General features: G+C 67.0%; 30 protein-coding genes and 1 tRNA gene. 13 read left to right on the top strand and 18 right to left on the bottom strand.

The features are described 5' to 3' along the window. The first annotated feature begins 28 nt into the window (after window positions 1-28). Together Ga0609869_RS04160 and Ga0609869_RS04155 are read left to right on the top strand one after the other, a co-directional pair. Window positions 29-1,432 (top strand): sensor histidine kinase, encoded by a 1,404-nt coding sequence (locus Ga0609869_RS04160; protein ID WP_125408202.1) that lies wholly within the window; start codon window positions 29-31, stop codon window positions 1,430-1,432. 48 nt (window positions 1,433-1,480) lie between these two features. Beyond that, a tRNA-Arg gene (locus Ga0609869_RS04155) sits at window positions 1,481-1,557 on the top strand. A 482-nt stretch (window positions 1,558-2,039) separates the two neighbouring features. Here Ga0609869_RS04155 and Ga0609869_RS04150 read toward each other — a convergent pair. Then, window positions 2,040-2,489, bottom strand: coding sequence for a cupin domain-containing protein (locus tag Ga0609869_RS04150; RefSeq protein ID WP_245972364.1), 450 nt, complete (start codon window positions 2,487-2,489; stop codon window positions 2,040-2,042). A gap of 369 nt (window positions 2,490-2,858) precedes the next feature. Here Ga0609869_RS04150 and Ga0609869_RS04145 point away from each other — a divergent pair, with 369 nt between their 5' ends. Both Ga0609869_RS04145 and Ga0609869_RS04140 read left to right on the top strand, forming a co-directional pair. Next, window positions 2,859-4,313 (top strand): cobyric acid synthase, encoded by a 1,455-nt coding sequence (locus Ga0609869_RS04145; RefSeq protein ID WP_211336837.1) that lies wholly within the window; start codon window positions 2,859-2,861, stop codon window positions 4,311-4,313. 140 nt (window positions 4,314-4,453) lie between these two features. Continuing rightward, the gene (locus tag Ga0609869_RS04140; protein WP_211336838.1) at window positions 4,454-5,362 is read left to right on the top strand and encodes a hypothetical protein; all 909 of its coding nucleotides are present in this window, start codon (window positions 4,454-4,456) and stop codon (window positions 5,360-5,362) included. Window positions 5,363-5,582: 220 nt separating this feature from the next. Here Ga0609869_RS04140 and Ga0609869_RS04135 read toward each other — a convergent pair whose 3' ends face one another. The 12 genes from Ga0609869_RS04135 to Ga0609869_RS04080 all read right to left on the bottom strand — a co-directional run bounded on the left by Ga0609869_RS04135 (window position 5,583) and on the right by Ga0609869_RS04080 (window position 12,838). Continuing rightward, on the bottom strand, window positions 5,583-6,392 hold the full coding sequence (locus Ga0609869_RS04135) for a division plane positioning ATPase MipZ (RefSeq protein WP_125407407.1): 810 nt from the start codon (window positions 6,390-6,392) through the stop codon (window positions 5,583-5,585). 98 nt (window positions 6,393-6,490) lie between these two features. Continuing rightward, window positions 6,491-6,712: a 50S ribosomal protein L31 gene (rpmE, locus tag Ga0609869_RS04130; RefSeq protein ID WP_125407410.1), complete on the bottom strand. Its 222-nt coding sequence runs from the start codon at window positions 6,710-6,712 to the stop codon at window positions 6,491-6,493. Between the two features lie 11 nt (window positions 6,713-6,723). After that, complete coding sequence (gene rplS / locus Ga0609869_RS04125) at window positions 6,724-7,107, bottom strand: 50S ribosomal protein L19 (RefSeq protein ID WP_125407413.1); 384 nt, start codon at window positions 7,105-7,107, stop codon at window positions 6,724-6,726. Between the two features lie 51 nt (window positions 7,108-7,158). Next, the gene (gene trmD / locus Ga0609869_RS04120; protein ID WP_125407416.1) at window positions 7,159-7,989 is read right to left on the bottom strand and encodes a tRNA (guanosine(37)-N1)-methyltransferase TrmD; all 831 of its coding nucleotides are present in this window, start codon (window positions 7,987-7,989) and stop codon (window positions 7,159-7,161) included. A gap of 15 nt (window positions 7,990-8,004) precedes the next feature. Continuing rightward, on the bottom strand, window positions 8,005-8,358 hold the full coding sequence (locus Ga0609869_RS04115) for a hypothetical protein (RefSeq protein WP_125407418.1): 354 nt from the start codon (window positions 8,356-8,358) through the stop codon (window positions 8,005-8,007). Between the two features lie 19 nt (window positions 8,359-8,377). Beyond that, a complete protein-coding gene (rimM, locus tag Ga0609869_RS04110) occupies window positions 8,378-8,899 on the bottom strand; it encodes a ribosome maturation factor RimM (RefSeq protein WP_125407421.1) in 522 nt (173 codons plus the stop codon). 7 nt (window positions 8,900-8,906) lie between these two features. Then, the gene (locus tag Ga0609869_RS04105; protein ID WP_170168853.1) at window positions 8,907-9,050 is read right to left on the bottom strand and encodes a hypothetical protein; all 144 of its coding nucleotides are present in this window, start codon (window positions 9,048-9,050) and stop codon (window positions 8,907-8,909) included. Between the two features lie 15 nt (window positions 9,051-9,065). Further along, entirely contained in the window at window positions 9,066-9,452 is a 387-nt protein-coding gene (gene rpsP, locus Ga0609869_RS04100) for a 30S ribosomal protein S16 (RefSeq protein WP_125407423.1), read from the bottom strand. Window positions 9,453-9,495: 43 nt separating this feature from the next. Continuing rightward, window positions 9,496-9,792, bottom strand: coding sequence for a chorismate mutase (locus tag Ga0609869_RS04095; RefSeq protein ID WP_125407426.1), 297 nt, complete (start codon window positions 9,790-9,792; stop codon window positions 9,496-9,498). Next, window positions 9,785-10,381, bottom strand: a complete 597-nt coding sequence (locus Ga0609869_RS04090; protein WP_125407428.1) for a GNAT family N-acetyltransferase — start codon at window positions 10,379-10,381, stop codon at window positions 9,785-9,787. Before Ga0609869_RS04090 ends, Ga0609869_RS04095 begins: the two co-directional genes overlap by 8 nt. A 97-nt stretch (window positions 10,382-10,478) precedes the next feature. Beyond that, a complete protein-coding gene (gene ffh / locus Ga0609869_RS04085) occupies window positions 10,479-11,981 on the bottom strand; it encodes a signal recognition particle protein (RefSeq protein WP_125407431.1) in 1,503 nt (500 codons plus the stop codon). Window positions 11,982-12,244: 263 nt separating this feature from the next. Beyond that, a complete protein-coding gene (locus tag Ga0609869_RS04080; RefSeq protein ID WP_125407434.1) occupies window positions 12,245-12,838 on the bottom strand; it encodes an FMN-dependent NADH-azoreductase in 594 nt (197 codons plus the stop codon). Window positions 12,839-12,944: 106 nt separating this feature from the next. Here Ga0609869_RS04080 and Ga0609869_RS04075 point away from each other — a divergent pair, with 106 nt between their 5' ends. Both Ga0609869_RS04075 and Ga0609869_RS04070 read left to right on the top strand, forming a co-directional pair. Continuing rightward, on the top strand, window positions 12,945-13,820 hold the full coding sequence (locus Ga0609869_RS04075; protein ID WP_125407437.1) for a LysR family transcriptional regulator: 876 nt from the start codon (window positions 12,945-12,947) through the stop codon (window positions 13,818-13,820). Between the two features lie 32 nt (window positions 13,821-13,852). Further along, window positions 13,853-14,704, top strand: a complete 852-nt coding sequence (locus Ga0609869_RS04070) for a DMT family transporter (protein ID WP_125408208.1) — start codon at window positions 13,853-13,855, stop codon at window positions 14,702-14,704. Between the two features lie 70 nt (window positions 14,705-14,774). Here Ga0609869_RS04070 and Ga0609869_RS04065 read toward each other — a convergent pair whose 3' ends face one another. Then, window positions 14,775-15,098 (bottom strand): ArsR/SmtB family transcription factor, encoded by a 324-nt coding sequence (locus tag Ga0609869_RS04065; protein ID WP_125407440.1) that lies wholly within the window; start codon window positions 15,096-15,098, stop codon window positions 14,775-14,777. Window positions 15,099-15,294: 196 nt separating this feature from the next. On the opposite strand from Ga0609869_RS04065, the gene Ga0609869_RS04060 reads away from it, so the two are divergent. The 5 genes from Ga0609869_RS04060 (at window position 15,295) to Ga0609869_RS04040 (ending at window position 17,887) form a co-directional block, all read left to right on the top strand. Continuing rightward, complete coding sequence (locus tag Ga0609869_RS04060) at window positions 15,295-15,624, top strand: AtpZ/AtpI family protein (RefSeq protein WP_125407442.1); 330 nt, start codon at window positions 15,295-15,297, stop codon at window positions 15,622-15,624. Window positions 15,625-15,628: 4 nt separating this feature from the next. Continuing rightward, window positions 15,629-16,396 carry a F0F1 ATP synthase subunit A gene (locus Ga0609869_RS04055; RefSeq protein WP_281273301.1) on the top strand — a complete coding sequence of 256 codons (768 nt, stop codon included), beginning with the start codon at window positions 15,629-15,631 and terminating at the stop codon, window positions 16,394-16,396. Window positions 16,397-16,442: 46 nt separating this feature from the next. Then, window positions 16,443-16,679: a F0F1 ATP synthase subunit C gene (locus Ga0609869_RS04050; protein WP_125407445.1), complete on the top strand. Its 237-nt coding sequence runs from the start codon at window positions 16,443-16,445 to the stop codon at window positions 16,677-16,679. 84 nt (window positions 16,680-16,763) lie between these two features. After that, complete coding sequence (locus Ga0609869_RS04045; RefSeq protein ID WP_125407448.1) at window positions 16,764-17,327, top strand: F0F1 ATP synthase subunit B'; 564 nt, start codon at window positions 16,764-16,766, stop codon at window positions 17,325-17,327. Window positions 17,328-17,332: 5 nt separating this feature from the next. Beyond that, on the top strand, window positions 17,333-17,887 hold the full coding sequence (locus tag Ga0609869_RS04040; protein ID WP_125407451.1) for a F0F1 ATP synthase subunit B: 555 nt from the start codon (window positions 17,333-17,335) through the stop codon (window positions 17,885-17,887). Between the two features lie 248 nt (window positions 17,888-18,135). On the opposite strand, the gene Ga0609869_RS04035 is transcribed toward Ga0609869_RS04040, so the two are convergent. From Ga0609869_RS04035 to Ga0609869_RS04025, 3 genes are all read right to left on the bottom strand, one after another. Beyond that, window positions 18,136-18,906 (bottom strand): FadR/GntR family transcriptional regulator, encoded by a 771-nt coding sequence (locus Ga0609869_RS04035; protein ID WP_125407454.1) that lies wholly within the window; start codon window positions 18,904-18,906, stop codon window positions 18,136-18,138. 103 nt (window positions 18,907-19,009) lie between these two features. After that, on the bottom strand, window positions 19,010-19,675 hold the full coding sequence (locus tag Ga0609869_RS04030; protein ID WP_125407457.1) for a YiaD family glycine zipper/OmpA-like lipoprotein: 666 nt from the start codon (window positions 19,673-19,675) through the stop codon (window positions 19,010-19,012). A gap of 111 nt (window positions 19,676-19,786) precedes the next feature. Continuing rightward, the gene (locus Ga0609869_RS04025; protein WP_125407459.1) at window positions 19,787-20,632 is read right to left on the bottom strand and encodes a bifunctional helix-turn-helix domain-containing protein/methylated-DNA--[protein]-cysteine S-methyltransferase; all 846 of its coding nucleotides are present in this window, start codon (window positions 20,630-20,632) and stop codon (window positions 19,787-19,789) included. Window positions 20,633-20,760: 128 nt separating this feature from the next. On the opposite strand from Ga0609869_RS04025, the gene nth reads away from it, so the two are divergent. Together nth and Ga0609869_RS04015 are read left to right on the top strand one after the other, a co-directional pair. After that, on the top strand, window positions 20,761-21,405 hold the full coding sequence (gene nth, locus Ga0609869_RS04020; protein WP_125407462.1) for an endonuclease III: 645 nt from the start codon (window positions 20,761-20,763) through the stop codon (window positions 21,403-21,405). After that, window positions 21,402-22,397, top strand: a complete 996-nt coding sequence (locus tag Ga0609869_RS04015; protein WP_125407465.1) for an adenosine kinase — start codon at window positions 21,402-21,404, stop codon at window positions 22,395-22,397. Before nth ends, Ga0609869_RS04015 begins: the two co-directional genes overlap by 4 nt. A gap of 10 nt (window positions 22,398-22,407) precedes the next feature. Here Ga0609869_RS04015 and Ga0609869_RS04010 read toward each other — a convergent pair whose 3' ends face one another. Beyond that, the gene (locus Ga0609869_RS04010) at window positions 22,408-23,226 is read right to left on the bottom strand and encodes a sulfotransferase family protein (RefSeq protein WP_125407468.1); all 819 of its coding nucleotides are present in this window, start codon (window positions 23,224-23,226) and stop codon (window positions 22,408-22,410) included. Between the last annotated feature and the right edge of the window lie 14 nt (window positions 23,227-23,240).

The following is a 23,240-nucleotide window of genomic DNA, read 5'->3' as shown; positions in this document are numbered from 1 at the left end:
CTCGGGGCCAAAAGGCGCCCCTTTTATGTTGTTCAATTCGCTCTCCGGCCGGTTTCTGCTACTGACGATCGCCTTCGTCATGCTGGCCGAGGTGCTGATCTTCGTGCCCTCGGTGGCGCGGTTCCGCGAAGATTACCTGCTGTCGCGGCTGGAACGCGCCCAGATCGCCTCGCTTGCGCTGCTGGCCACGGAAGACATGATCGAGCCCGACCTCGAACAGGAGCTGTTGGAGAACGCGGGGGTTTTCAACGTGGTGCTGAGGCGCGACCAGGCGCGGCAACTGGTGCTGTCCTCGCCGATCCCCGAGCCGGTCTATGAAAGCTACGACCTGCGCAACGCCAGCCCGCTGGAGCTGGTGCCCGACGCGCTGATCCGGCTGGCCGACCCAACCCCCCGCATCATCCGCGTGATCGGAGAGCCGGTGCGCGGGGCAGGCCTGCTGATCGAGGTGACGATGGACACCGCGCCGCTGCGCGGTGCGATGATCGAGTACGGGCTGCGCATCCTGCTCTTGTCGGCGGTGATATCGGTGCTCACCGCGCTGTTGCTGTTTCTCGCGGTGCAGCGGCTTTTGGTCATGCCGATCAAGCGCGTGGTGCGCGCGATGCAGGTCTACGCCGAGGCGCCCGAAGACGCGAGGCGCATCATCACCCCCTCGGCGGGGGTGCGCGAGCTGAACGAGGCCGAGACGACCCTGCAAAGCCTGCAGACCGAGCTGACCGCGGCGCTGCGCCAGAAGGAACGCCTCGCCCAGCTCGGGGCCGCGGTGGCCAAGATCAGCCACGACCTGCGCAACATCCTGACCACGGCGCAGCTTTTCACCGACCGGATGGCGGCCAGCGAAGACCCCGCGGTCAAGCGTGCCGCGCCCAAGATCGTGAGGGCGATCAGCAGGGCGGTGTCGCTTTGCGAAAACACGCTGGCCTTCGGCAAGGCCGAAGAACCGCCGCCCCGGCTGGACCGGGTGGCGCTGGCGGCCATCGTCAACGACGTGGTCGACAGCGAGCGGCTGTCCGCGGGCGAGACCGATATCAGCTTTTCCGAGGACGTGCCGGCAGGGCTGACGCTGAGGGCTGATCCCGAACAGCTTCACCGTGTGCTGTCCAACCTCATCCGCAACGCGCGACAGGCGATCGCGGCCAGCGGCAAGCCGGGTGAGATCGGCATCCGCGCCGACGAGGACGAAAGCGAATGGAAGATCCTCGTCTCCGACACCGGCCCCGGCCTGCCGCCCAAGGCGCGCGAGCACCTGTTCCAGCCATTTCAGGGCGGCACGCGCAAGGGTGGCACCGGTCTGGGGCTCGCGATTGCGGCCGATCTGATCCGCGGCCATGGCGGGCGGCTGGAGCTGTTGCACACCGGTCCGGGCGGTACCGCGTTTTCCCTCCGCCTCCCCAAGGGGGCGGCGCTGGCGGAGGCCGCCGCGGAATGAAATCGCCCCTTGCAATGCCCCTCGCAGGGCGCTAAGTCAGCCACCCACGCGCTGGTAGCTCAGTTGGATAGAGTACTTGACTACGAATCAAGGGGTCGGGGGTTCGAATCCTCCCCAGCGCGCCATAAATCACCTTAGAAGTCGAATACTATCGGGGTCTTGATTGCGGCTTTGCCATTGTGTGAAGCGACACAAGGCGTCATTCGAAATGCCCCCTCTATATTCACGATTTCGCGGCGATTCGGGTCGAGGCGAGGTTTCCAAAACCAGGGGCAGCACCTGGTATTTCCGGCATCGCGTGCGGGATGATGTGCAGCGTCTGTATGACGACGGTATTGGCCGCGCGCCGCAGGAATGGCCCGGATCGATCCTGAGAAGCAGCTTTTCCGGTTCGGGGCCAATGGCCGGTCACGCCCGACAAAGATGCTGGGCGGCCCCGGCCTCTGAAAAGCGTGCGTCCTGCGCTTTCCTGCCGCTGGCACCTTGCGCGCCCAACCGTCGGAGTCCGGCCAGAAGTGGTGATGGCGCCTGAAACCCGGGATCGCGAAGGCGCAACTCCAAAGTGCCGAAACCGAACATCCCGGTCGCTGGACTTTCGTGCCCTGGCTCAGCCCTTCAACGGGTATCGATCAGGCTCTTCAAAGACATCGATGACCCGGGTCCCGGCCTTGATCAGGGCGCCATGCTCGACACCGGCCGGAATCGCGTAGCTGTCACCGGCGCGATATGTCTTGGTCTCGCCGCCGATCGTGAATTCGATTTCGCCCTCGACCACCGTGCCCCACTGCGCGCCATGCGAATGCGCTGGCAGAGTCAGGTCCTTCAGGAAGGTGAAAAAGGCCACCAAACCGGAGTCCGACTTAACGACAGCGGTCTGCACGACGTCCTCGGGAAACGGCACGTCGATGCTGGGAAATGCGGCAATGAATTCAGGATATGGCAAGATGACGCTCCGTTCTGCGCTGAACTTCTGTCCAGCGTTCGAACTTTCACATGTAGGCGCGGTTTTTTCCACACCAAAGGCGGGTTGGCTTCGGGCTGGGGCGACCTTCGGCATGGACCGCACAATCGAACCGCGGGATCAACAACCTGGGGTCTGAGAAACCGTTCGGTCTCGGGCAGGGTCACCTCGCGCGCCGGGCTGGTCTGCCGTGGCCCGTCATGACCGGTGTCGAGGGGAAGAGGGCTGCCCGCTCTGAGCGGTGATGCAGATCGGCGCGCCCTTGGTCTTGCGGCCGTTCTTTTGTTGCGGGTTCGCGGCAAATGGTGTCATTGGCGTCACGTTCACGCGGCGGCCTCGGGCCGGGCTTTCCATGCCGGGCCGCGCCGCCTGTCAATCGTTCAGAACGCGGCGGAGCGGATGCCGCGACCAGCAAGCAGGCCAAGTCGTGCAACCTTTCGTCTTTCCATGGGCCCCGGGCCGATCATGACCCGGGCGCTGATGATACAGGGCACCGGCTCGAATGTCGGAAAGTCGATGCTGGTCGCCGGGCTGTGCCGGGCGGCGCGGCGGCGCGGGCTTGCCGTTGCGCCGTTCAAGCCGCAGAACATGTCGAACAACGCAGCCGTCACCGCCGATGGCGGCGAGATCGGGCGCGCGCAGGCGTTGCAGGCGCTGGCCTGCGGGCTGGAGCCCCTGACCGACATGAACCCGGTCCTGCTGAAACCCGAGACCGACACGGGCGCACAAGTGATCGTTCAGGGCCGGGCGCGGGGCACCTGGCGGGCGCGTGAATTCACCGACAGAAAGCCCAGCCTGATGGGCCCCGTGCTCGACAGCTTCGGCCGGCTGGCGGGGGGCGTCGATCTGGTGCTTGTCGAGGGGGCCGGCAGCCCTGCCGAGATCAACCTGCGCGCGGGCGACATCGCCAACATGGGCTTTGCGCGCGCGGCGCATGTGCCGGTCGTACTGGTCGGCGATATCGACCGTGGCGGCGTGATCGCCCAGATCGTGGGCACCAAGGCGGTACTCGACCCCGCCGATGCGGCGATGATCCGGGGCTTTGCCGTCAACAAGTTCCGCGGCGACCCGCGGCTTTTCGATGATGGCTACGCGATGATTTCGCAAGCGACCGGCTGGCCCGGTTTCGGTGTCGTGCCCTGGTATGCCGAGGCCCATCGCCTGCCCGCCGAGGATGCCGTCGACCTCGATGCCGCCGCCACTTCGGAGGGGCTGGAAATCGTCTGTCCCATGCTGTCGCGCATCGCCAATTTCGACGATCTCGACCCGCTGAACCTGGAGCCCGGCGTAAGGCTGACGATGGTGCCACCCGGACGGCCACTGCCGGCGGGCGCCGATCTGGTGATCCTGCCCGGGACGAAATCGACTCGGGGCGATCTGGCGTTCCTGCGTGCCCAGGGATGGGATATCGACCTTGCCGCCCATGTGCGCCGCGGCGGGCATGTGCTGGGCCTGTGCGGCGGCTACCAGATGCTCGGGCAGCGTATCCTCGACCCCGATGGATTGGAGGGCCCGCCCGGCGAGACCGCGGGCCTCGGGCTGCTCGACCTTGAAACGGTCATGCGCCCGGACAAGACGCTGACCCGCGTCAGCGCCGTTCACGCCGCGACCGGGACGGGCTTTTCGGGCTACGAAATCCATATCGGCAAAACCGACGGGCCGGACCGCGCCCGCGCCTTCGCGCATGTCGGCGGGCGGCCGGAGGGCGCGGTGTCACCCTGTGGCCGGGTGGCGGGCAGTTACCTGCACGGGCTCTTTGCCGAGGATGGGTTCCGCCGCGCATGGCTGGCGCGGTTCGGCGTCGAAGTCGGCCCGCTGGGCTATGGCGCCGCGGTCGAGCAGACCCTCGACGGGCTGGCCGCGCATCTTGAGACGCATATGCAGCTGGACGCGCTTTTCGCTGCCGCGGGAGAGCTCTAGCCCAACGCCGATCGGGGGCGGCGGCGGTCGCCGTGGCTGTCGGTCGCTGGTCGGTGCCGCAAATCTCCCTGCTTGTGCCAAAATCGCGCCCGGATCGCGGCCTACCCCTTGCCCCAACGAAAACGGTGACAGGCGGAACAATGGCACAGCTTTTCGCAATGGCGGTTTCGAGGTCGGGAACGATGGTTCTGTCCGCGGCATTGATATTTGGTGCGGGCGCCTGGCTGCAAGGCGAGGTCGAGGCCGAGCGCGACATGCTGCGTCGGGCGCTGGCGGCGGGGCCGCCCGCGGCGACGTCTATCGAGACGTTTTCCCCGGCCGAGGAAACCGGTTTGGCCGGCGAGGTGCGGCTTGAGGCCCAACTCGACCTGTCGCTGGCCGAGCCTGTGACCCTTGCAGGAAAATCCGCCGAGGAACATGCGCTGATGGTGCCGCTGCTGGCTGCCGACGCGCCGCCGATCGAGGCGCGCTATCGCGAGGTCCTGGCCTATATGCGCACCACCGGCCTGGTGCTGCCCGAGGACGAGCTGCGCCAGCGGGCGCGGGCGGCGGCGATGCCGGCGGCGGTCGGCGTGGCGCTGATCGAGCCGGCCGAGGGCGAAGATGTCGCGGCGCTCGACCCGGCGTGGCTGGCAGCCTACGCAACGGGCAACGGGCGTTTTGGCCCCCTCGTGGTGATCAACGGAACCCTCGGTGCGGGAGAGCGGTTCCGCCCGGCGATTTCGGCCGCGTTCGATGAACAGGGCCGGAGCCTTGCCTCGGATTTCTTGCTGGTCGAACCTTACCGGGGCGGGCGCGAGGCTGCGTTGAGTGCGCGGCTGGGCGAGGCGCAGGACGTGGCCGCGGTGTTCAACCTTGCCGCAGGCGCGCTGGTGATGCTGGCGGGGCTGACCGGTTTGAGGCAACGCCGCCGCCGGGCGGCCGAGTCCATCGTCCCTGTCCCCGCCGATGTGGCCGAAAGGCCGCAGCCGGCCGCCGACGAAAAGCCGGCCGCTGCCCCCGAGGGCGTGCCTTTGTGGAAGGCACGGATGAGCGGCTCGGCCCACTGAACGCCCCAAACGATCCGAAAAACAACCCTGGCGTGCCTTGCTTTCGTCATATGCCGATCGGAAGCTGATCAGGTCAGACAGCCGAGGAGATGCGCGATGACACGCCTTGTTCGCCTAGTGACTGGAGACCCGAACCACAGCGCGGCCTTCGAGGCGCGGATGTCCGCCCTCGCAGCCCAGCGCAAAATGATCGAAAAGCTCCCGACGCCCTGCAAGGTCTTCAAAGCTCGACCGAAACGCCGGGCAGCCTGAGCGCCACCATCAGGTCGCGCAGTTCTTGCCGCGCGGCGATGTTGGAGATGTTCAGATGCGCCACGCCGACGTCGCGCAGATCGAGCAGCGTCAGCCCGCGCGGGAACAGTTCGCGGAAGATCACCCGCTCGCTGAAACCCGGCGCAACGCGAAAGCCGATCCGCTTTGAGAGGTTTTCCAGCGCCTCGCCCATCTTCTTCTTGTTATGCATCTGCTGGGCGCCCAGCCGGTTGCGCAGCACCACCCAGTCGATCGGCGGCAACCCCGCCTGTGCGCGCAACTGGCGCGCGTTCCACACCATCTCGGAATAGATCGAGGGCCCGAGGATCTTGCCGTCGGCGGGGTCGTGCCGGGCCAGCAGGTCGAAATCGATGAAGCTGTCGTTGAGCGGAGTGATCAGCGTGTCGGCCAGCGAATGCGCCACCTGGCTGAGCCTTGTATGCGAGCCGGGGCAATCGATCAGGATAAAGTCGCGGTCCTGTTCGAGGTCGGCCACGGCCATCGACAGGCGCCGGTCGTAGATATTCTCGCCCGGCTCCAGGTCGGACTGGTCGACATCGGGCAGCTCGACGTAATGCGGCATCGCCAGGTGGACGCCTTCGCGGTCGCAAAAGGCACGGCGGTTGTCGACATAACGGCCAAAGCTTTTCTGCCGCAGGTCGAGGTCGAGCACCCCCACCTCGTGGCCCATCCGGGCCAGCGCCGTCGCCACATGCATCGACACGGTCGATTTGCCCGCGCCGCCCTTTTCGTTGCCCACGACGATTATATGCGCCACGCCGGTATCCCCTTGGCGGATTCAAAAAGGCGCGCCCGCTACCGGACGCGCCCCCACTATATGTTGTGTGCTTGCCTATTGGAAGCGGAAGGGAAAGCCTAGAAGCCCAAACCTTCGTATTTCTTCTTGAACTTCGACACGCGGCCGCCGGTGTCCATCAGGCGCGATGACCCGCCGGTCCAGGCCGGGTGCACCGAAGGGTCGATGTCGAGCGACAGCTGGTCGCCCTCTTTCCCGTAGCACGATTTCATCTGAACGACGGTGCCGTCGGTCAGCTTGACGTCGATCAGGTGATAGTCGGGGTGGGTATCTTTTTTCATCGGTCCGCTCCTTACGCCTCGGCGCCGGCCTTGGGCTTGTAATTGGTGTCTTCGGCGATCCGGGCCGATTTGCCCCGGCGCGAACGCAGGTAGTAGAGCTTGGCCCGGCGCACGCGGCCGCGGCGCACCACCTCGATCGTGTCGATGTTGGTCGAGTAGAGGGGGAACACCCGCTCCACGCCTTCGCCGAACGAGATCTTGCGGACGGTAAAGCTGCCGGCGATGCCGCTGCCGTTCTTGCGGGCGATGCACACGCCCTCGAAATTCTGCACGCGGCTGCGGGTGCCCTCGGTCACCTTGTACCCGACGCGGACGGTGTCGCCCGGCTTGAAATCCGGGATGGTCTTGCCGAGGTCGGCGATCTGCTCGGCCTCGATTTGCGCGATCATGTCCATCGCTTGTCTCCAATGTCGCTCGCGATTTTCCCCGCGAAGGTGATGCAGCCCTCAGAGCTCTTGGTCTCCGTCCGGGTCCCTACCGTGCCGTTCACAGTAAGCCCGCCAGAGGTCAGGGCGGCGTTCCTTTGTCAGCCTTTCGGCCATGGCCCTCCGCCAGTCGGCGATCTTCGCGTGATGTCCCGACAGGAGAATGTCGGGGATCGCGCGGCCTTTCCAAACGGCGGGCCTAGTGTACTGGGGGTGCTCAAGCAACCCGTCGGAGAAACTCTCGTCTTCCGTGGAAACCTGATTCCCAAGCACGCGCGGTATAAGGCGGACGGCCGAATCGATCAAGGCCTGCGCGGCGATCTCGCCGCCGGTGAGGACGAAATCCCCCAAAGAGACCTCTTCGACGGCGTATTCTTCCAATACGCGCTCGTCCAGCCCCTCGAACCGGCCGCAGATCAGTGTCACGCCGTCGGCTTGTGAAAGCCTTTTGGCGGTCTCTTGCGTAAAGGGCCGCCCGCGCGGCGAGAGGTAGATCACCGGCCAGCGCGCGCGGTCGGACGGCGTGCCGGCCTGCGCTTGGTCGAGCGCCGCGCCCATCACGTCGGGGCGCAGGACCATCCCCGCACCCCCGCCCGCCGGCGTGTCGTCGACATTCTTGTGCTTGCCCTTGCCAAAGGTGCGCAGATCGACGGTTTCCAGCGACCATAGCCCCTCTTCCAGCGCCTTGCCGGTCAGCGACAGGCCCAGAACGCCCGGGAACGCCTCCGGAAACAGGGTGACGACCTTGGCCGTCCACGCGCCCTTCAGCCGCGCAGGCGCGTCCATCAGGTCGCGCGGGGTCAGGCTGGCCGAGATCGACAGCCGCCCGTGAGATCGGGGTTTGTCCGTCATGGGCGGCCTTTCGCGTCAGCCTTTCAATGCGGTGGCCACCGCCCCGGCAAAGCCGACGGCCGAGACGCCGAGCGACAGCCAGACCGGCGCGGCGAAGACCGGCCCGCCCAGCAGCCAGGCCACGCCATAGCCCGCCAGGTAGACGAGGTTCACCCAGATCAGCTGGTTGATGACGATCATCGGCAGCGCCTTGACCAATCCCTTGCCCTCGGCCGCGCGGGCGGCCCTGGCATTGGGGGCCATCACGTTGGCGATGGTGGCGAAGGCCGCGATCACGACGATCACCCAAACGGGCTGCTGCGCGGCCCCGGCGAACAGCGCGCCGGCCAGAAGGATCGCGGTAAATGCGGTGGCGAGAGAGGTGGGCATGTCAGGTCTCCGGATGGGATCAGGAATCGGACTCAGGGAACAGCCCTTCGGGCGGATCGGCAATGAGGCGCCCGGCCGCAAGATCGACGGTCGGCACGCAGGCCCCGGTAAAGGGCAACAGCACGGTGGATTTCAGCCCCGGCCCGTGGATCTCCAGAAGATCGCCCGCGCCATGGTCGTGCACGGCGCGGACATGGCCCAGGTGGGCCCCGCCGGTATCGACGACCTCCAGCCCGATCAGATCGGCGTGGTAGAACTCGTCGTCGGACAGGGCAGGCAGGGCGGCGCGGTCGGCAAAAAGGCGGGTGCCCTTCAGCGCGTCCGCCGCTTCCTTGGTGGCGATGTCCGACAGCCGCGCGGCAAAGCCGCCCTTGACCGGACGGCCCAGCGTCACCTCGAACCGGCGCGCGCCGTCCTCGGTGAAGAGCGGGCCATAGGCGGCGACGGCCTCGGGCTCGGCGCAAAAGCTTTTGAGCCGCACCTCGCCGCGCACGCCGTAGGCGCCCGCGATCGCCGCCACACAGACCCTGTCCTCGCTCATCGCCGCCTCACGGGGTTTGCCCGCTGCACAGGCCACGCGCGTCTATCCTCCCGCCAGCATCGAGGCAGCGGTCCTCGTGGAGGGCGCGTTCCAGCTTCATGCCGGCCCAGCCGCCCCCCAGAAGGGTGCAGATCGCGATCAGCCGCAGCATTGCCCGCGCGCCGGCTTATTCGGCCGCAGCCTCTTCGGCGGGGGCCGCCTCGGCCTCGGCTGCCGCGGCGGCTTTGGCTGCCTTCTCCTCGACGCGCTGCTTGGCCTTGTTGCCCGGCTCGGCCTTGTTGGGGTTGTTGCGCTCTTTCTTGTCCAGAACGCCGGCGGCCTCCAGCATGCGCGAGACGCGGTCGGTGGGCTTGGCGCCCTGGCCCAGCCAGTGCTGCACGCGCTCCATGTCCATCTTGATGCGCTCTTCGCTGTCTTTCGGCAGCAGCGGGTTGTAGGTGCCCAGCTTCTCGATGAAGCGGCCGTCGCGCGGCATGCGGCTGTCGGCCGCCACGATGCGATAGAACGGGCGCTTTTTCGAGCCGCCGCGGGCCAGTCGGATTTTCAATGCCATGGTCTATTCTCCTTCGGGTTTGGCGTTGGGCGGGCGGTGCCGCCTATTTCCGGTGTTCGATGTGGTGGTGGATGACTTCCTGGATGATGAAGGCCAGGAATTTCTTTGCGAATTCGGGGTCCAGATCGGCGCGCTCGGCCAGGTCTTCCAGCCGTGCGATCTGGCGCTCCTCGCGCGCGGGGTCCGACGGGGGCAGGTCGTACTCGGCCTTGAGTTTGCCCACCGCCTGGGTGTGCTTGAACCGCTCTCCAAGGGTATAGATCAGGATCGCGTCGAGCCGGTCGATGCTCTCGCGGTGGTGCTTGAGTATCTCGGCGGCGCGGACGGCGTCGTCAGTCATGGCGGCCTCCGCTGCCGGGGTGAACGAGGCGGCCGCGCGCGGCCCGGGCGGGGTCTGCTGCCCCGACCCGGCGCAGCGCATCGGGCGAGGGGTGGCGATAGACGATGTCGCGGCTGTCCACCGTGGCGGCGGTGTCGTCGGGCCGCGCGCCCAGCGCCTCGGCCAGCTTGACCGCGCGGATATCCTTCGGGGCGAGATAGCTGACCAGCGTGGACCAGCCCAGCGTCGCATAGCACCAGTCGCGCGCGGCCGCGACGGCCTCGACCCCGATATCCAGCACCTCGCCCCGCGGCCAGAGCAGCCAGGCGAGCTCGGGCTCGGGCCAGCCCTTGGGCTGCCACGGGCCGGCCATGCCCAGCACCTCGCCGCTGTCTCGCGCGGTCGCCGTCCACAGGCCGAAGCCGTTGATCTGCCAGTGGCCCATCTCGGCGGCAAAAAGCATCCAGGCCTCGTAAGGGTTCAGGGGCCCGCCCATGAAGCGGGCGCGGTGCGAGGTCAAGGTGGCCTCGAAGAGCTGGTAATCCTCGGCGACGGGCGCGCGCAGGATCAGCCGGGGCGTGTCCACCCGGGGGATGTCGGGACACGTCATTGCAGCGCCTCCGGCGCAGGGGCGCAGCCGCGCGCTTCGCCCGGCTCGGGCCGGCGCAGCCGGTGCCGCGCTGTGGGTATGCCTGTCGCCAAGGTCATCACTTCTTCTTGTCGCCCAGCCCGCTGAGCCCCGGCGGCAGCGCCGCGCCGCCGCCCAGCCCCGGCATCCCGCCCGGGCCGCCCATCTGCCTGGCCGCGGCCTCAAGCGCCTTGGGGTCCATCCCCGCGCCGACCATCTCGGGCATGCCACCCTTGCCGAACATGCCGCCCAGCGCCTTTTGCATCATCGCGCGGCCGCCCTTCTTGCCCAGCTTCTTCATCATGTCCGACATCTGCCGGTGCATCTTCAGAAGCTTGTTCAGCTCGCTGACTTCCAGCCCGGCGCCTTTGGCGATGCGCTTTTTCCGGCTGGCCTGCAGGATCTGCGGGTTGGCGCGTTCCTTCTTGGTCATCGACTGGATCAGCGCGATCTGGCGGCGCAGGATCGAATCGTCGAAGCCCGCCTCCTCGATCTGCTTGGACATCTTTCCCATGCCTGGCATCATGCCCATGATGCCTTCCATGCCACCCATCTTGAGCATCTGCTCAAGCTGCATCCGCAGGTCGTTCATATTGAACTGACCCTTCTGGAAGCGCTTCATCATGCGCTCGGCCTGCTCGGCCTCGATGGTGGCCTGGGCCTTTTCCACCAGCGAAACGATATCGCCCATGCCCAGGATGCGCCCGGCGATGCGTTCGGGGTGGAATTCCTCCAGCGCGTCCAGCTTTTCGCCGAGGCCCACGTATTTGATCGGCTTGCCGGTGACCGCGCGCATCGACAGCGCCGCGCCGCCGCGGCCGTCGCCGTCCATCCGGGTCAGGATCACACCCGAAATGCCGATGCGGCTGTCGAAATTCTCGGCGGTGTGCACCGCGTCCTGGCCGGTCAGCCCGTCGACGACCAGCAGCGTCTCGCGCGGGTTGGTCACGTCGCGCACGGCCTCGACCTCGGCCATCAGCTCTTCGTCGATCGAGAGCCGCCCGGCGGTGTCCAGCATGTAGACGTCGTAGCCGCCCATCGTCGCCTGCTGCTTGGCGCGGCGGGCGATGTCGACGGGGCGCTGCCCCGCCACGATGGGCAGGGTGTCCACGCCGATCTGGGTGCCGAGGATCGCCAGCTGTTCCATGGCCGCGGGACGGTTCACGTCGAGCGATGCCATCAGCACCCGCTTTCCGTTCACCTCTTTCAGCCGTTTCGCCAGCTTGCCGGTTGTCGTGGTCTTGCCGCCGCCCTGAAGGCCCACCATCAAAATCGGCGCTGGCGGGCTGTCGATCTTCAGCGCGCCGGGCTCGCCCTCGCCGGTCAGCACATTGACCAGCTCGTCATGGACGATCTTGACCACCTGCTGGCCCGGCGTGACCGATTTCGTCACCGCCTGGCCGGTGGCGGCCTCTTGCACCGACTTGACGAAATCGCGCGCCACGGGCAGCGACACGTCGGCCTCCAAGAGCGCCACGCGCACTTCGCGCAGCGCGGTCTTGACATCGTCCTCGCTGAGCGCGCCCTGCTTGGTCAGCCGGTCGAAGACGCCTGACAGGCGGTCGGAAAGACTTTCGAACATGCCCCTGGCCCTCCTTGCGACCCTTTGCACCTGCCCCCTCATGTGGGAAGGGGCGCCCCCGATGTCAGCCCGGCGCTATGCGCCAAACGCGATATGCCCCCGTGGGCGAAACCTCGCTGACGGGGGGGCGATCCCGGGACTGCCCGGGACCGGAAGGCATACACCATTCCGGATATCGCTGGGCTTTTGGCGGGTCGCGCCCGCGAAGTCAAGCGTCAAAGGCCCGCCGCGCCGGGGAGGGACGGCGCGGCGGGCGGCCGCGATCAGGCGGCGCGGGGCAGGGCCTCGACCGCCAGATGCGCCGCGGCGAGCGAGGCCTCGGAGTCGATCGCCAGACGGTCGGCGCCGACGAAGGTCACGTCGGTGAGACCAAGAAAGCGCATCACATGCGCCAGATAGCCGGTCGCATGGTCGATCTCTGACCCCATGGCGGTGCCGCCCGAGGTGACCGCGACAACCACCCGCTTGCCCGACAACAGGCCCTCGGGCCCGGCCTCGGAATAGCGGAAGGTGATGCCGGCGCGCGCCACCAGGTCGATCCAGGCCTTCAGGCTGGCGGGCACGGCGAAATTGTAGATCGGCAGGCCGATCACCACCGTGTCGGCGGCCTTCAACTCGGCGATCAGCTCGTCCGACAGGGCCAGCTCGGCGCGCTGGGCGGCGCTGCGCTCGGCCTCGGGGGTGAAATTCGCCCCGATCCAGCTTTCGGTGATCTGCGGCAGGCCGGTGGCCAGGTCGCGGGTGATGACGTCGGTGTCGCCATCGGCGAGACGCGCGACGATGCGGTCGGTCAGATCGCGCGAGACCGAGCCCGCGCGGCGCGCGGAACTGTCGATGCGGAGAAGGGTATGCGGCATGGGGAGACCTCTATGTGTCGGGTTACGCCCCGTTACTTGTACCTTGCGCGAGCGAACGCAATTGACGATATTCAACAGCGATTGTGAGGTGGCGCACAGCATGGCAATGGACAACTGGGATGAGATTCGCACCGCCTATCAGGTGGCGCGCAAGGGCACGGTCAGCGGCGCCGCCGAAGTGCTGGGCGTGCACCACGCCACCGTGATCCGTCACGTGGACGCGCTGGAAGAGAGGCTGGGCGTGAAGCTGTTCCAGCGCCATGCCCGCGGCTACACCCCCACCGAGGCGGGCCACGACCTTTTGCAGGTGGCTCAGGTCACCGACGAGCAATTCGACCAGCTCGCCGGCCGGCTGCGCGGCCAGGGCGCGGCGATGACCGGCGATCTGGTGGTGACGACGGTCGAGGCGATCGCGCCGCTCTTGATCCCTGCGCTGGCGGCGTTCCAGCACGACCACCCGGAGCTTGCGGTGCGACTGGTTTCCGATCAGCGGCTGTTCCGGCTGGAATACGGCGAGGCCCATGTCGCCGTGCGCGCGGGCAATCGCCCGGACGAGCCCGACAACGTGGTGCAGGAGCTTTACGTCCAGCGCTCGGCGCTTTTTGCCACCCGTGCCTATGTCGACGCCCACGGGCCGCTCGACCTCGAAGGCGATTTCTCGGGCCACAGGTTCGTCGGGCCCTCGGACGAAAGCCATCGCGCCTCGTTCTTTCAATGGCTGCGCCAGACCGTGCCGGCCAGCCGCATCGGGTTTCGCGCAAGCGGTATCCTCGGCACAGTGAACGCCGTCGAGGCCGGGGCCGGTATCGGGTTCGCCCCGCTCTGGTACGCGGCGGACCGGCCCGACCTGGTCGAGCTTGTCCCGTCCCGGCCCGACTGGGACGTGGCGCTTTGGCTGGTCACCCATGTCGATCTGCACCGCTCGGCCAAGGTGCAGGGCTGCACCGCCCGGCTGAAGGCGGCGGCGGCGACGTGGCCCTGAGCGGCCCCGCCACCGGCGGCGGCCACCTGGCGATGCTGGCCTTTTCGGCTCTGGTTGCGGGGTCGTTCAGTTTCGGCAGCCTGATTGCCAACGACATCGACCCGGTGGCCCTGACCGCGATCCGCTTTGCGCTGGCCGGTGCCGCGATCGGGGCCGCCGCGGCCCTGGGGCCCGGTCTGAAGGCGGCCCATTTCCGCGCGCCCTGGCGGTTTTTCCTGCTCGGCGGCGTTTTCGGGACCTACTTCGTGCTGATGTTCGAGGGGCTGAAGACCGCGCCGCCGGTCTCGACCTCCGCGGTCTTCACCCTCACGCCGGTGATGTCGGCGCTGTTCGGCTGGGTTCTGCTGCGGCAGGTGACGACCCCGCGCATGGCGCTGGCGCTGGCCGTCGGCGCGGCAGGCGCGCTGTGGGTCATCTTCCGGGCCGATCTGGGGGCGCTGCTGGCCTTCGACATCGGCCGCGGCGAGGCGGTGTTCTTTGTCGGCTGCATCGCGCATGCCGCCTATACGCCCATGGTGCGCAAGCTCAACCGAGGCGAGCCGGCGCTGGCCTTTACCTTCGGGATGATGGTGGCGGCGCTTCTGGTGCTTTCGCTTTACGGCGCCGGGGCGGTGGCCGCCACCGATTGGGGGGCGCTGCCGGGGCGCGTCTGGTGGGTGCTGCTCTACCTGGCCATCTGCGCCAGCGCGATGACTTTCGTGCTTTTACAATACGCGGCGCTGCGGCTGCCGGCGGCAAAGGTGATGGCCTATACCTACCTGACACCGACCTGGGTGATCGGATGGGAGATCGTCCTGGGCCACGGTGCCCCGCGCGGGATCGTGCTGGTCGGGGTGGCGCTGACGGTGCTGGCGCTGACCCTGTTGTTAAAGAACGACGGCTGAGGACCCGCGACGCCAGCGTCATCGGCACGACCATGGGCAATGATCTTGCCAAGGCTACCGGGCGCCCGCGTCACCCGTTCAGCTCTGCCTCTAGAAACCGCTCGAAGGCGTCGAGGTTGACCGCCTCGAACTGGCCGAAGCCCTGCATCCAGACCGACGCCTCGCGCAGGGCGTCGGGCTCCAGCTTGCACCACTTGACCCGGCCGCGCTTTTCCTGGCTGATCAGCCCTGCGCGCGAGAGGATGGCAAGATGCTTCGAGATGGCGGCCAGCGACATCTCGAACGGCTCGGCCACGTCGGTCACGGCCATGTCGTCTTCGAGCAGCATCGACAGGATCGCCCGCCGGGTCGGGTCGGCAAGGGCGGCGAAAACCTGGTCCAGATCCTGTGACATGGCCGCAGCTTTGCGATGCCGCGCGCCAACCGTCAACCGTTTGGTTGAATATGCACCCGGATGAGCCGGGCGTTCCGTCCAATACCGCGCCCGAGTAAAACATAACAATAACAGAAACTTACACCGTTTCTGAGGCGCTTGACTTGGTCGCCGCCGCTCTCTACGTTCGCCGCGACTGTCCGAGGGGCGTTCGCATATGATGGATCCGGCCGAGAAAGAGCGCCTCGCGCGTCTCGAGGCGCGGATAAAGGCTGCGAAGGCGGCGCATAAGCCGCCGAAACCCCATCGGGAAGAGCATTATTCCCAGGCGAGCCTCGCCTGGCGGATGGTGATCGAGCTTGTGGCCGGTATCGTTATCGGCTTCGGCATCGGATACGGGCTGGATGTCCTGCTGGGCACGATTCCCCTGTTTCTGGTGCTGTTCGTACTTCTGGGCCTCGCGGCCGGCATCAGGACGATGATGCGATCCGCGCAAGAGGTTCAGGCGCAACAGTCGGCCGACACGGCCGAAGGTGAAGGGGATTGAAACGGTGGCAGAAGAAGCACAAGGCGGGCTCCAGATCCATCCGATGGACCAGTTCTTGGTCGAGCCGCTGTTCGGCGACGGGCCGGTCAGCTGGTACACCCCCACCAATGTGACGCTTTGGATGGCGATATCGGTGCTGTGCGTGGTGCTGCTGCTGGTGATCGGCACCCGCGGGCGCGCCGTCGTGCCGAACCGCATCCAGTCGGTGGCCGAGCTTGCCTATGGCTTCGTCTACAAGATGGTGGAAGAGGTCGCCGGCAAGGACGCGCTGAAGTACTTCCCCTACATCATGACGCTGTTCATCTTCATCGTGTTCAGCAACTTCCTCGGGCTGCTGCCCACCGCCTTTACCACCACTTCGCACCTCGCGGTGACTGCGACGATGGCGCTGGCGGTGTTCATCAGCGTCACCGTCCTGGGGTTCGTCAAGCACGGCATGGGTTTTCTGCGGCTGTTCTGGATCGACCAGGCGCCGCTGGCGCTGCGCCCGATCCTGGCCTTCATCGAGGTGATTTCCTACTTCGTGCGCCCGGTCAGCCACTCTATCCGACTTATGGGCAACATGATGGCCGGCCATGCGGTGATCAAGGTTTTCGCGGGCTTCGCCTCGCTCATCCTGGTCTCGAGCATCGGCATCGCGGTCACGCCGCTGTCGATCCTGGCGATCACGGCGATCTACGCGCTGGAGACGCTGGTGGCCTTCATCCAGGCCTATGTCTTCGCGATCCTCACCTGTGTCTACCTGCGCGATGCGCTGCATCCGCATCACTGAATCGACACACGCATCTCTGCCACTTCCAACGTAAGGAGCAATCGACATGGAAGGCGATATCGTTCAAATGGGTGCCTATGTGGGCGCTGGTCTGGCTTGTACCGGCATGGGCGGCGCCGCCGTCGGTGTGGGCCACGTGGTCGGCAATTACATCTCGGGCGCGCTGCGCAACCCCTCGGCGGCCGCTTCGCAGACCGCCACCATGTTCATCGGTATCGCGTTCGCCGAAGCTCTGGGGATCTTCTCGTTCCTCGTCGCGCTTCTGCTGATGTTCGCCGTCTAAGCACCCGCCGAACCGATCCTTACGGCCGGGTGGGGGTGACGACACGCGCCCACCCGGTGTAAACCCGGGTTCCAGGGGGACGACATGGCAACAGAAACGAACGCTGTCGAAGAGGGGGCCGCGCACGCGGCCGATGCCGCCGGAAATGGCGGTGAGGCTGTCGGCATGCCGCAGCTCGATTTTTCGACCTTTCCGAACCAGATCTTCTGGCTCATCGTCACGCTCGTCGTGATCTACTACGTCCTGTCGCGCATCGCCCTGCCGCGCATCGGTGCGGTTCTGGCCGAACGGCGGGGAACCATCACCAACGACCTCGCCATGGCCGAGGAACTCAAGCTGCGTGCCCAGCAGGCCGAAGAGGCCTACAACAAGGCTCTGGCCGACGCCCGGGCCGAGGCGCACAAGATCATCGCCGAGGCCAAGGCCGAGATCCAGGAAGACCTGAACGCCGCCATCGCCAAGGCCGATGCCGAGATCGCGGCCAAGGCCGCGGAATCGGAAGGCCGCATCGAGGAAATTCGAGAGAGCGCGCTGGAAAACGTCACCGAGGTGGCCCGCGCCACTGCGCGCGAGATCGTCGAGGCGCTGGGTCAGAGTACCGATGCCGCCTCGGTCGAGTCCGCCGTCGCCGCGCGGCTGAAGGGGTAGCGACCATGAAACGACTTGCCATTCTCCTGTCGCTCATGGCCAGCCCGGCGCTGGCTGCAACGGGTCCCTTCTTCTCGCTCTACAACACCGACTTCGTGGTGTTGATCGCCTTCCTGATCTTCGTCGGCGTTCTCGTCGCGCTGGGCGTGCCGGGCAAGGTGGTGGCCATGCTGGACAAGCGGGCCGATCAGATCCGCGGCGAGCTGGACGAGGCCAAGGCCCTGCGCGAAGAGGCCCAGACGGTGCTGGCCTCGTACGAGCGCAAGCAGCGCGAGGTCAAGGAGCAGACCGAGGCGATCATCGCCCACGCCCGCAGCGAGGCCGAAGATGCCGCGGAGTCCGCGAAGAAGGACATCGCGGATTCGATCGCGCGGCGCCTGCAGGCCGCCGAAGAGCAGATCGCCTCGGCCGAGGCCGGCGCGCTGCGCCAGGTGCGTGATCGGGCCATCGCCGTGGCGACGGCCGCGGCCGCCGATGTGCTCTCGGGCCAGATGACCGACGCCAAGGGCAACGCGCTGATCGACGACGCGATCAAGCAGGTGGGCGCCAAGCTTCACTGAGGCGCGAGACAGACCGCTCAGCAGTAAACCCGGCCTTACCGGCCGGGTTTTCTTGTGGGACAATGTCCCATATCCGCCATGCGCCGCCAGGCGAGATGTTCGATTCTCCGCGCCAGGCGCCCCCCTCTACCCGGGACGGGCGGGGAAGCGCCGCCTCGCAGGCGCGGACACGCCGCCATCGAATGGCAGCGCTGGACGCCAGGCGAACCAACCCGATTCAGCGACGACTAACCGCCGTTTCGCGCGTCTCAGTCCTTGCCCTGGGCGTGCTGCAGCCGCAGCCGGGCAATCGCCTCGTGCCGCTCTGACAGCAGGTGGTCGCTGAGGGCCTGCTCGACATAGTCCAGATGGGCCACGACGGCGGCGCGGGCCGCGGCAGGGTCGCGGGCCTGCACCGCCTCGTTGATCGCCCGGTGCTGGTCCAGCAGCATGGCCCGCGTGGTGCGCTGGCGGAACATGATCTGGCGGTTGTAGAAAACGCCCTCGCGCAACAGGTCGAACATCGAGCGCATGACGTGCAGCATGATCACGTTATGCGCCGCCTCGATGATCGAGAGGTGGAATTCGGCATCCAGCCGTGCCTCGTCGTCGGGGTTGCGCTTGCCGTGCGCCGCCTCCATCCGGTGAAAGATCGTGTCGACCACCTCGAGGTCGGTGTCCGAGGCCAGCCGGGCGGCGCGTTCGGCCGCCAGCCCCTCGATGTCGCGCCGAAAGGCGACATAGTCGAACACCGCCTCGTCATGGGATTCGAAAAGCCGGATCAGCGCCTCGGAAAATACCGAGCCGAGCACCTCGGCGACATACATGCCCGACCCGGCCCGGCTGCTCAGCAGGCCGCGGGCCTGAAGCTCGGCCACCGCCTCGCGCAGCGAGGGGCGCGAAACGCCCATCTGTTCGGCCAGCTCCCGTTCCGACGGCAGCCTATCGCCGGGGCGCAGGATGCCGCGCAGGATCAGCAGTTCGATCTGATGCACGACCGCCTGCGAGCGTTTTCCGGTGTCGACCTTCTGAAACGGCATGCGGCGCTCCCTTTGGTCAAAAGATATGACCGCTTCGCGGGTTTCAGCAATGGAAAAGGGGCCGGGCGCGACGCCCCGGCCCCAGATCCCGGCCGATACGGGCCTAGGCAGAAGGCAGGATGACGATTTCAACCCGGCGATTCTGCGCCCGGCCCTCGGGGGTGAGGTTCGAGGCCACCGGCTGATCCTCGCCGCGCCCGTAGGCGCGCAGCCGCGCCGGAGACACGCCCGCGCCGGTCAGCACCGAGGCGACAGAGGTCGCGCGGCGCGCGGACAGATCCTGATTGTATTCCGACGCACCGGTGTTGTCGGTATGGCCGATGATGTCGACGGTGGTGTTGGGATAATCGTTCAGGCTGCCTGCCAGCACCCGCAGATCGCCTTGCAGGCCGGGATTCACCGTCGCGCTGTCGGTGGGGAACAGGATGTCCTGCGGCATGGTCACGATCAGGCGGTCGCCGGTATTGACCACCATGATGCTGTCATTGCCGAAGTCGCGGCGCAGCTCGGCCGCCTGCTTGTCCAACTGGTTGCCGATCACGCCGCCCGCCGCGGCCCCCAGCGCCGCGCCGACGACGGCGCGGCGGCCGCGCTCGTCGGAATCGTCGGCGGTGATCGCGCCCAGAACGCCGCCGACGAGGCCGCCCACCATCGCGCCTTCCTTGGTGCGCTGATAGGGGTCGTTGGTCGGAGTGTTCGGATCGGTACAGGCGGTCAGCGCCACAAGGGCGGCGGTCGTCAGAAGCAGGGAATGGCGTGCTCGGGTCATGTTGGCCTCATGGGTTCGGATCGCTTTGCCACTAGCATAGCAGATGGCGTGCCGCGCCCCCAACCCACTGCGCGCCCGGCGCGGTCGGCGATGTTCCGCGCAGGGCCCGTCTCAGGCCCTGGCATCGGCGCGGGCGGCCTCCCAGGCCAGCATGGCGCGCTTGACCGGCAGGCCCCAGTGATAGCCGCCCAGTCCCCCCGACTTGCGCAACGCGCGGTGGCAGGGGATGAGCCAGGAAATCGGGTTGCGGCCCACCGCGGTGCCCACGGCGCGGACGGCTGTGGGGTGGCCGACGGCGCGCGCGATTTCCGAATAGGTGGTGACCTGCCCCGAGGGCACGCCCAGCAACGCCTCCCACACCTTGATCTGGAACGGACCGCCGATCAGGTGCAGCCGCGCCTCGCCTTTCTGAGCGAAGGCGGCCTCGACAAGCGGCGCCAGCCGCTCGGGCGCCTCAACGACCCGCGCCTCGGGCCAGCGCGCGGTCATGTCGGCCAGGGCCGCCTCGCGGCCTGTCTCGTCGGTAAAGGCCAGCCCGCACAGCCCCTTGTCCGTGCCCATCGCCAACGCCTCGCCAAAGGGGCTGGGAAAGAACCCGTAGGCGATGGTCAGCCCCGCGCCGCGGCGGGCAAACTCGCCCGGGCTCATCGCCTCCCACCGCACGAACAGATCGTGCAGCCGGCCTGAGCCCGACAGCCCGACCGCATCGGCGGCCTCGAGCGTGGTGAACCGCTCGCGCATCAGCGCGCGCGCATGGCCCAGCGTCAGGTATTGCTGGTAGCGCTTGGGCGAGACGCCGACCCAGCGGCTGAACAGGCGCTGGAAATGGGCCGGGCTCATGTTCATCTCGGCGGCGAGGTCGTCGAGCGACAGCGCCGCGCCGCCGGCCGCGTCGATCCGCTCGATCGCGCGGCGCATGACCGCGTAGTGATAGCCGGGTTCCGTCATCTCGTTCATTGCGCGTCCTCCTTGCGCCATGCCCCGAGAATAGGCGCCGGCGCGCCCTCCGGCGACCCGAAACCTGCGCCAAAACACCTGGCCCCGCCCGCTTGCCCCCGGCCCCTATGCGGGGCATACCGGCGGGCATGGCACAGCAGATGGGCTATCATAAGATCACCGAGGTCTTTCGCCGCTTTCACGCGGCCGAGCCCGAGCCCAAGGGCGAGCTGGAGCATGTGAACGCCTACACGCTGGTGGTGGCCGTGGCGCTGTCGGCGCAGGCGACCGATGCGGGGGTGAACAAGGCCACGCGGGGGCTGTTCCAGATCGCCGACACGCCGGAAAAGATGCTGGCGCTCGGCGAGGATGGGCTGATCGAGCATATCAAGACGATCGGCCTTTACCGCAACAAGGCCAAGAACGTGATAAAGCTCAGCCGCATCCTGGTAGACGACTACGGCGGCGAGGTGCCGTCCTCGCGCGCCGCGCTGCAATCGCTGCCGGGCGTGGGGCGCAAGACCGCCAACGTGGTGCTGAACATGTGGTGGGGCCTGCCCGCGCAGGCGGTCGATACCCATATCTTCCGCTTCGGCAACCGCTCGGGCGTGGCCGCGGGCAAGACCGTCGAGGCGGTGGAGCGCGCCATCGAGGACAACGTGCCGGCCGAATACCAGCGCCACGCCCATCACTGGATGATCCTGCACGGCCGCTACACCTGCAAGGCGCGCAAGCCCATGTGCCCCACCTGCCTGATCCGCGATCTCTGCCCCTTTGAGGACAAAACCGAATGACCAAACCCTACCAAGTTGTCGGTATCGGCAACGCCCTTGTCGACGTCCTGGCCCATGCCGAAGACGGCTTTCTCGACACGCATGGCATCGAGAAGGGCATCATGCAGCTCATCGACATGCAGCGCGCGGTGCATCTTTACGGACAGATCGGCCCGGCGCAGGAAATCTCGGGCGGATCGGCCGCGAACACCATCGCGGGCATCGCGCATCTGGGCGGGCGCACGGCCTATGTCGGCAAGGTCAAGGACGACCAGCTGGGCGCGATCTTCGCCCATGATTTGCGCGCGCAGGGGGCCGAGTACGACACGCCGCCCGCGCCGAAGGAGACCGACGGGGAAACCGGGCGATGCATCGTGCTGGTCACGCCTGACGGCGAACGCTCGATGAACACCTATCTCGGGGTGACCGAGCACCTCACGCCGTCCGACATCGACGAACGTCAGGTGGCGGGCGCCGAGTGGATCTACCTCGAAGGCTACCGCTTCGACGGGCCCGAAAGCCACGAGGCCTTCGCGCGGGCCATCGGCGCGGCGAAATCGGCCGGCGGCCGCGTGTCGCTGACCCTGTCCGACCCGTTCTGCGTGGAACGCCACCGCGACGCCTTTCGCCGGATGATCCGGGCCGATGTCGACCTGCTGTTCGCGAACCGCGCCGAGATACTGTCGATGTACGAGACCGACGATTTCGACGCGGCGCTCAGCCGCGCGGCCGCCGAGATCGACATCGTCGCCTGCACCGACAGCGAGAACGGGGCGCATATCCTGTCGGGCGGGCAGCGCTGGCACGCGCCCGCCGTGCCGACGCGGGTGGTCGACGCCACCGGCGCGGGCGACCTCTTCGCCGGGGCCTTTCTCTGGGGGCTGACCCATGGCCATGAGCTGGAGACCTGCGGGCGCATGGGCTGCATCGCGGCCAGCGAGATCATCAGCCATATCGGCGCCCGCGCCGAGGCCGACCTCAAAGCGCTGTTTCGGGAACACGGGCTGACGTGACGGCGCGCGCTTAGTCGCCCAGCTTGGCGTGCACCTCGTCGAGGTCGATCTCGCCGATGGGCATCTTGTTGCCCGGGTTTTCGAAATCGTATTTGAACAGCACGAAGTCGCGTTTGTAGATCTCGTAGACGAGGTGCATCGACAGGTCGTCGAAATAGTCTTCGACCGGATGCGCGCGTTCCGGCCCGTGGCCCTGGGATTCGTTGAAGCGCGGTATCTCGTCGAGCGTGACGCCATGGGGCGTTTCGACCGCGTCGAGCACCGTCTGCATCCCCTCGTTGAATTTTTCGGTGAAGAAGATGTGGTCGTAACGCCCGCCATTGACGATGAAGGTCGAGACATGCCCAGACATGGCCGACCAATGGATGTCGGGGTCCATCGGGCGGCGCCAGCGGATGGTGTCGCGCGCGAATAGCAGGAACCGGCGAAAGCTCTTGATCTGGTCGAACTCCTGCTTGCCGTCCTCGCCGCCGACCTCGATGCCGTATTTCTGGACCAATAGCGGCACCAGCTTGCCGCGGTAGCGTTTGCCGTTGCGCTGGATGCCGCAGATCTTGTCGAAAAAGGACGACAGGATGCGCGAATAGGGGTTGCGCACGCAGGTAAAGGCATAGGCCTCGTGCCCGCGCACGACGCGCTCGATGGGGGCGTGGCTGTCCTCCAGCGCCCATTTGTGCAGGCCCGCGGTGGCGTCGTGCACGTCGCCGTCGAAGAATTCGCCGTGATCGGAGTAGAACATGATCTGCCCGATCGTGGAGCAGGCGCATTTCGGCACGACGCGGTAGACCATGCTTTCGCTCGTCGTCATCCAGGTGCCGGGAAAGCCCATGGGCGCTACTCCTT

The organism is Rhodovulum iodosum (assembly GCF_041020385.1).
Lineage (GTDB): Bacteria > Pseudomonadota > Alphaproteobacteria > Rhodobacterales > Rhodobacteraceae > Rhodovulum > Rhodovulum iodosum.
This window is presented reverse-complemented; position numbering and strand designations above follow the sequence as displayed.

Excerpts from the sequence above, each read along its gene's own strand:
- Ga0609869_RS04150 (WP_245972364.1), bottom strand. The coding sequence starts at position 2,489 with ATGCCGAAGGTCGCCCCAGCCCGAAGCCAACCCGCCTTTGGTGTGGAA.
- Ga0609869_RS04145 (WP_211336837.1), top strand. The coding sequence starts at position 2,859 with ATGACCCGGGCGCTGATGATACAGGGCACCGGCTCGAATGTCGGAAAG.
- Ga0609869_RS04140 (WP_211336838.1), top strand. The coding sequence starts at position 4,454 with ATGGCACAGCTTTTCGCAATGGCGGTTTCGAGGTCGGGAACGATGGTT.
- rpmE (WP_125407410.1), bottom strand. The coding sequence starts at position 6,712 with ATGAAAAAAGATACCCACCCCGACTATCACCTGATCGACGTCAAGCTG.
- rplS (WP_125407413.1), bottom strand. The coding sequence starts at position 7,107 with ATGGACATGATCGCGCAAATCGAGGCCGAGCAGATCGCCGACCTCGGC.
- trmD (WP_125407416.1), bottom strand. The coding sequence starts at position 7,989 with ATGACGGACAAACCCCGATCTCACGGGCGGCTGTCGATCTCGGCCAGC.
- Ga0609869_RS04115 (WP_125407418.1), bottom strand. The coding sequence starts at position 8,358 with ATGCCCACCTCTCTCGCCACCGCATTTACCGCGATCCTTCTGGCCGGC.
- rimM (WP_125407421.1), bottom strand. The coding sequence starts at position 8,899 with ATGAGCGAGGACAGGGTCTGTGTGGCGGCGATCGCGGGCGCCTACGGC.
- Ga0609869_RS04105 (WP_170168853.1), bottom strand. The coding sequence starts at position 9,050 with ATGCTGCGGCTGATCGCGATCTGCACCCTTCTGGGGGGCGGCTGGGCC.
- rpsP (WP_125407423.1), bottom strand. The coding sequence starts at position 9,452 with ATGGCATTGAAAATCCGACTGGCCCGCGGCGGCTCGAAAAAGCGCCCG.
- Ga0609869_RS04095 (WP_125407426.1), bottom strand. The coding sequence starts at position 9,792 with ATGACTGACGACGCCGTCCGCGCCGCCGAGATACTCAAGCACCACCGC.
- Ga0609869_RS04090 (WP_125407428.1), bottom strand. The coding sequence starts at position 10,381 with ATGACGTGTCCCGACATCCCCCGGGTGGACACGCCCCGGCTGATCCTG.
- ffh (WP_125407431.1), bottom strand. The coding sequence starts at position 11,981 with ATGTTCGAAAGTCTTTCCGACCGCCTGTCAGGCGTCTTCGACCGGCTG.
- Ga0609869_RS04080 (WP_125407434.1), bottom strand. The coding sequence starts at position 12,838 with ATGCCGCATACCCTTCTCCGCATCGACAGTTCCGCGCGCCGCGCGGGC.
- Ga0609869_RS04075 (WP_125407437.1), top strand. The coding sequence starts at position 12,945 with ATGGACAACTGGGATGAGATTCGCACCGCCTATCAGGTGGCGCGCAAG.
- Ga0609869_RS04070 (WP_125408208.1), top strand. The coding sequence starts at position 13,853 with ATGCTGGCCTTTTCGGCTCTGGTTGCGGGGTCGTTCAGTTTCGGCAGC.
- Ga0609869_RS04065 (WP_125407440.1), bottom strand. The coding sequence starts at position 15,098 with ATGTCACAGGATCTGGACCAGGTTTTCGCCGCCCTTGCCGACCCGACC.
- Ga0609869_RS04060 (WP_125407442.1), top strand. The coding sequence starts at position 15,295 with ATGATGGATCCGGCCGAGAAAGAGCGCCTCGCGCGTCTCGAGGCGCGG.
- Ga0609869_RS04050 (WP_125407445.1), top strand. The coding sequence starts at position 16,443 with ATGGAAGGCGATATCGTTCAAATGGGTGCCTATGTGGGCGCTGGTCTG.
- Ga0609869_RS04045 (WP_125407448.1), top strand. The coding sequence starts at position 16,764 with ATGGCAACAGAAACGAACGCTGTCGAAGAGGGGGCCGCGCACGCGGCC.
- Ga0609869_RS04040 (WP_125407451.1), top strand. The coding sequence starts at position 17,333 with ATGAAACGACTTGCCATTCTCCTGTCGCTCATGGCCAGCCCGGCGCTG.
- Ga0609869_RS04035 (WP_125407454.1), bottom strand. The coding sequence starts at position 18,906 with ATGCCGTTTCAGAAGGTCGACACCGGAAAACGCTCGCAGGCGGTCGTG.
- Ga0609869_RS04030 (WP_125407457.1), bottom strand. The coding sequence starts at position 19,675 with ATGACCCGAGCACGCCATTCCCTGCTTCTGACGACCGCCGCCCTTGTG.
- Ga0609869_RS04025 (WP_125407459.1), bottom strand. The coding sequence starts at position 20,632 with ATGAACGAGATGACGGAACCCGGCTATCACTACGCGGTCATGCGCCGC.
- nth (WP_125407462.1), top strand. The coding sequence starts at position 20,761 with ATGGCACAGCAGATGGGCTATCATAAGATCACCGAGGTCTTTCGCCGC.
- Ga0609869_RS04015 (WP_125407465.1), top strand. The coding sequence starts at position 21,402 with ATGACCAAACCCTACCAAGTTGTCGGTATCGGCAACGCCCTTGTCGAC.
- Ga0609869_RS04010 (WP_125407468.1), bottom strand. The coding sequence starts at position 23,226 with ATGGGCTTTCCCGGCACCTGGATGACGACGAGCGAAAGCATGGTCTAC.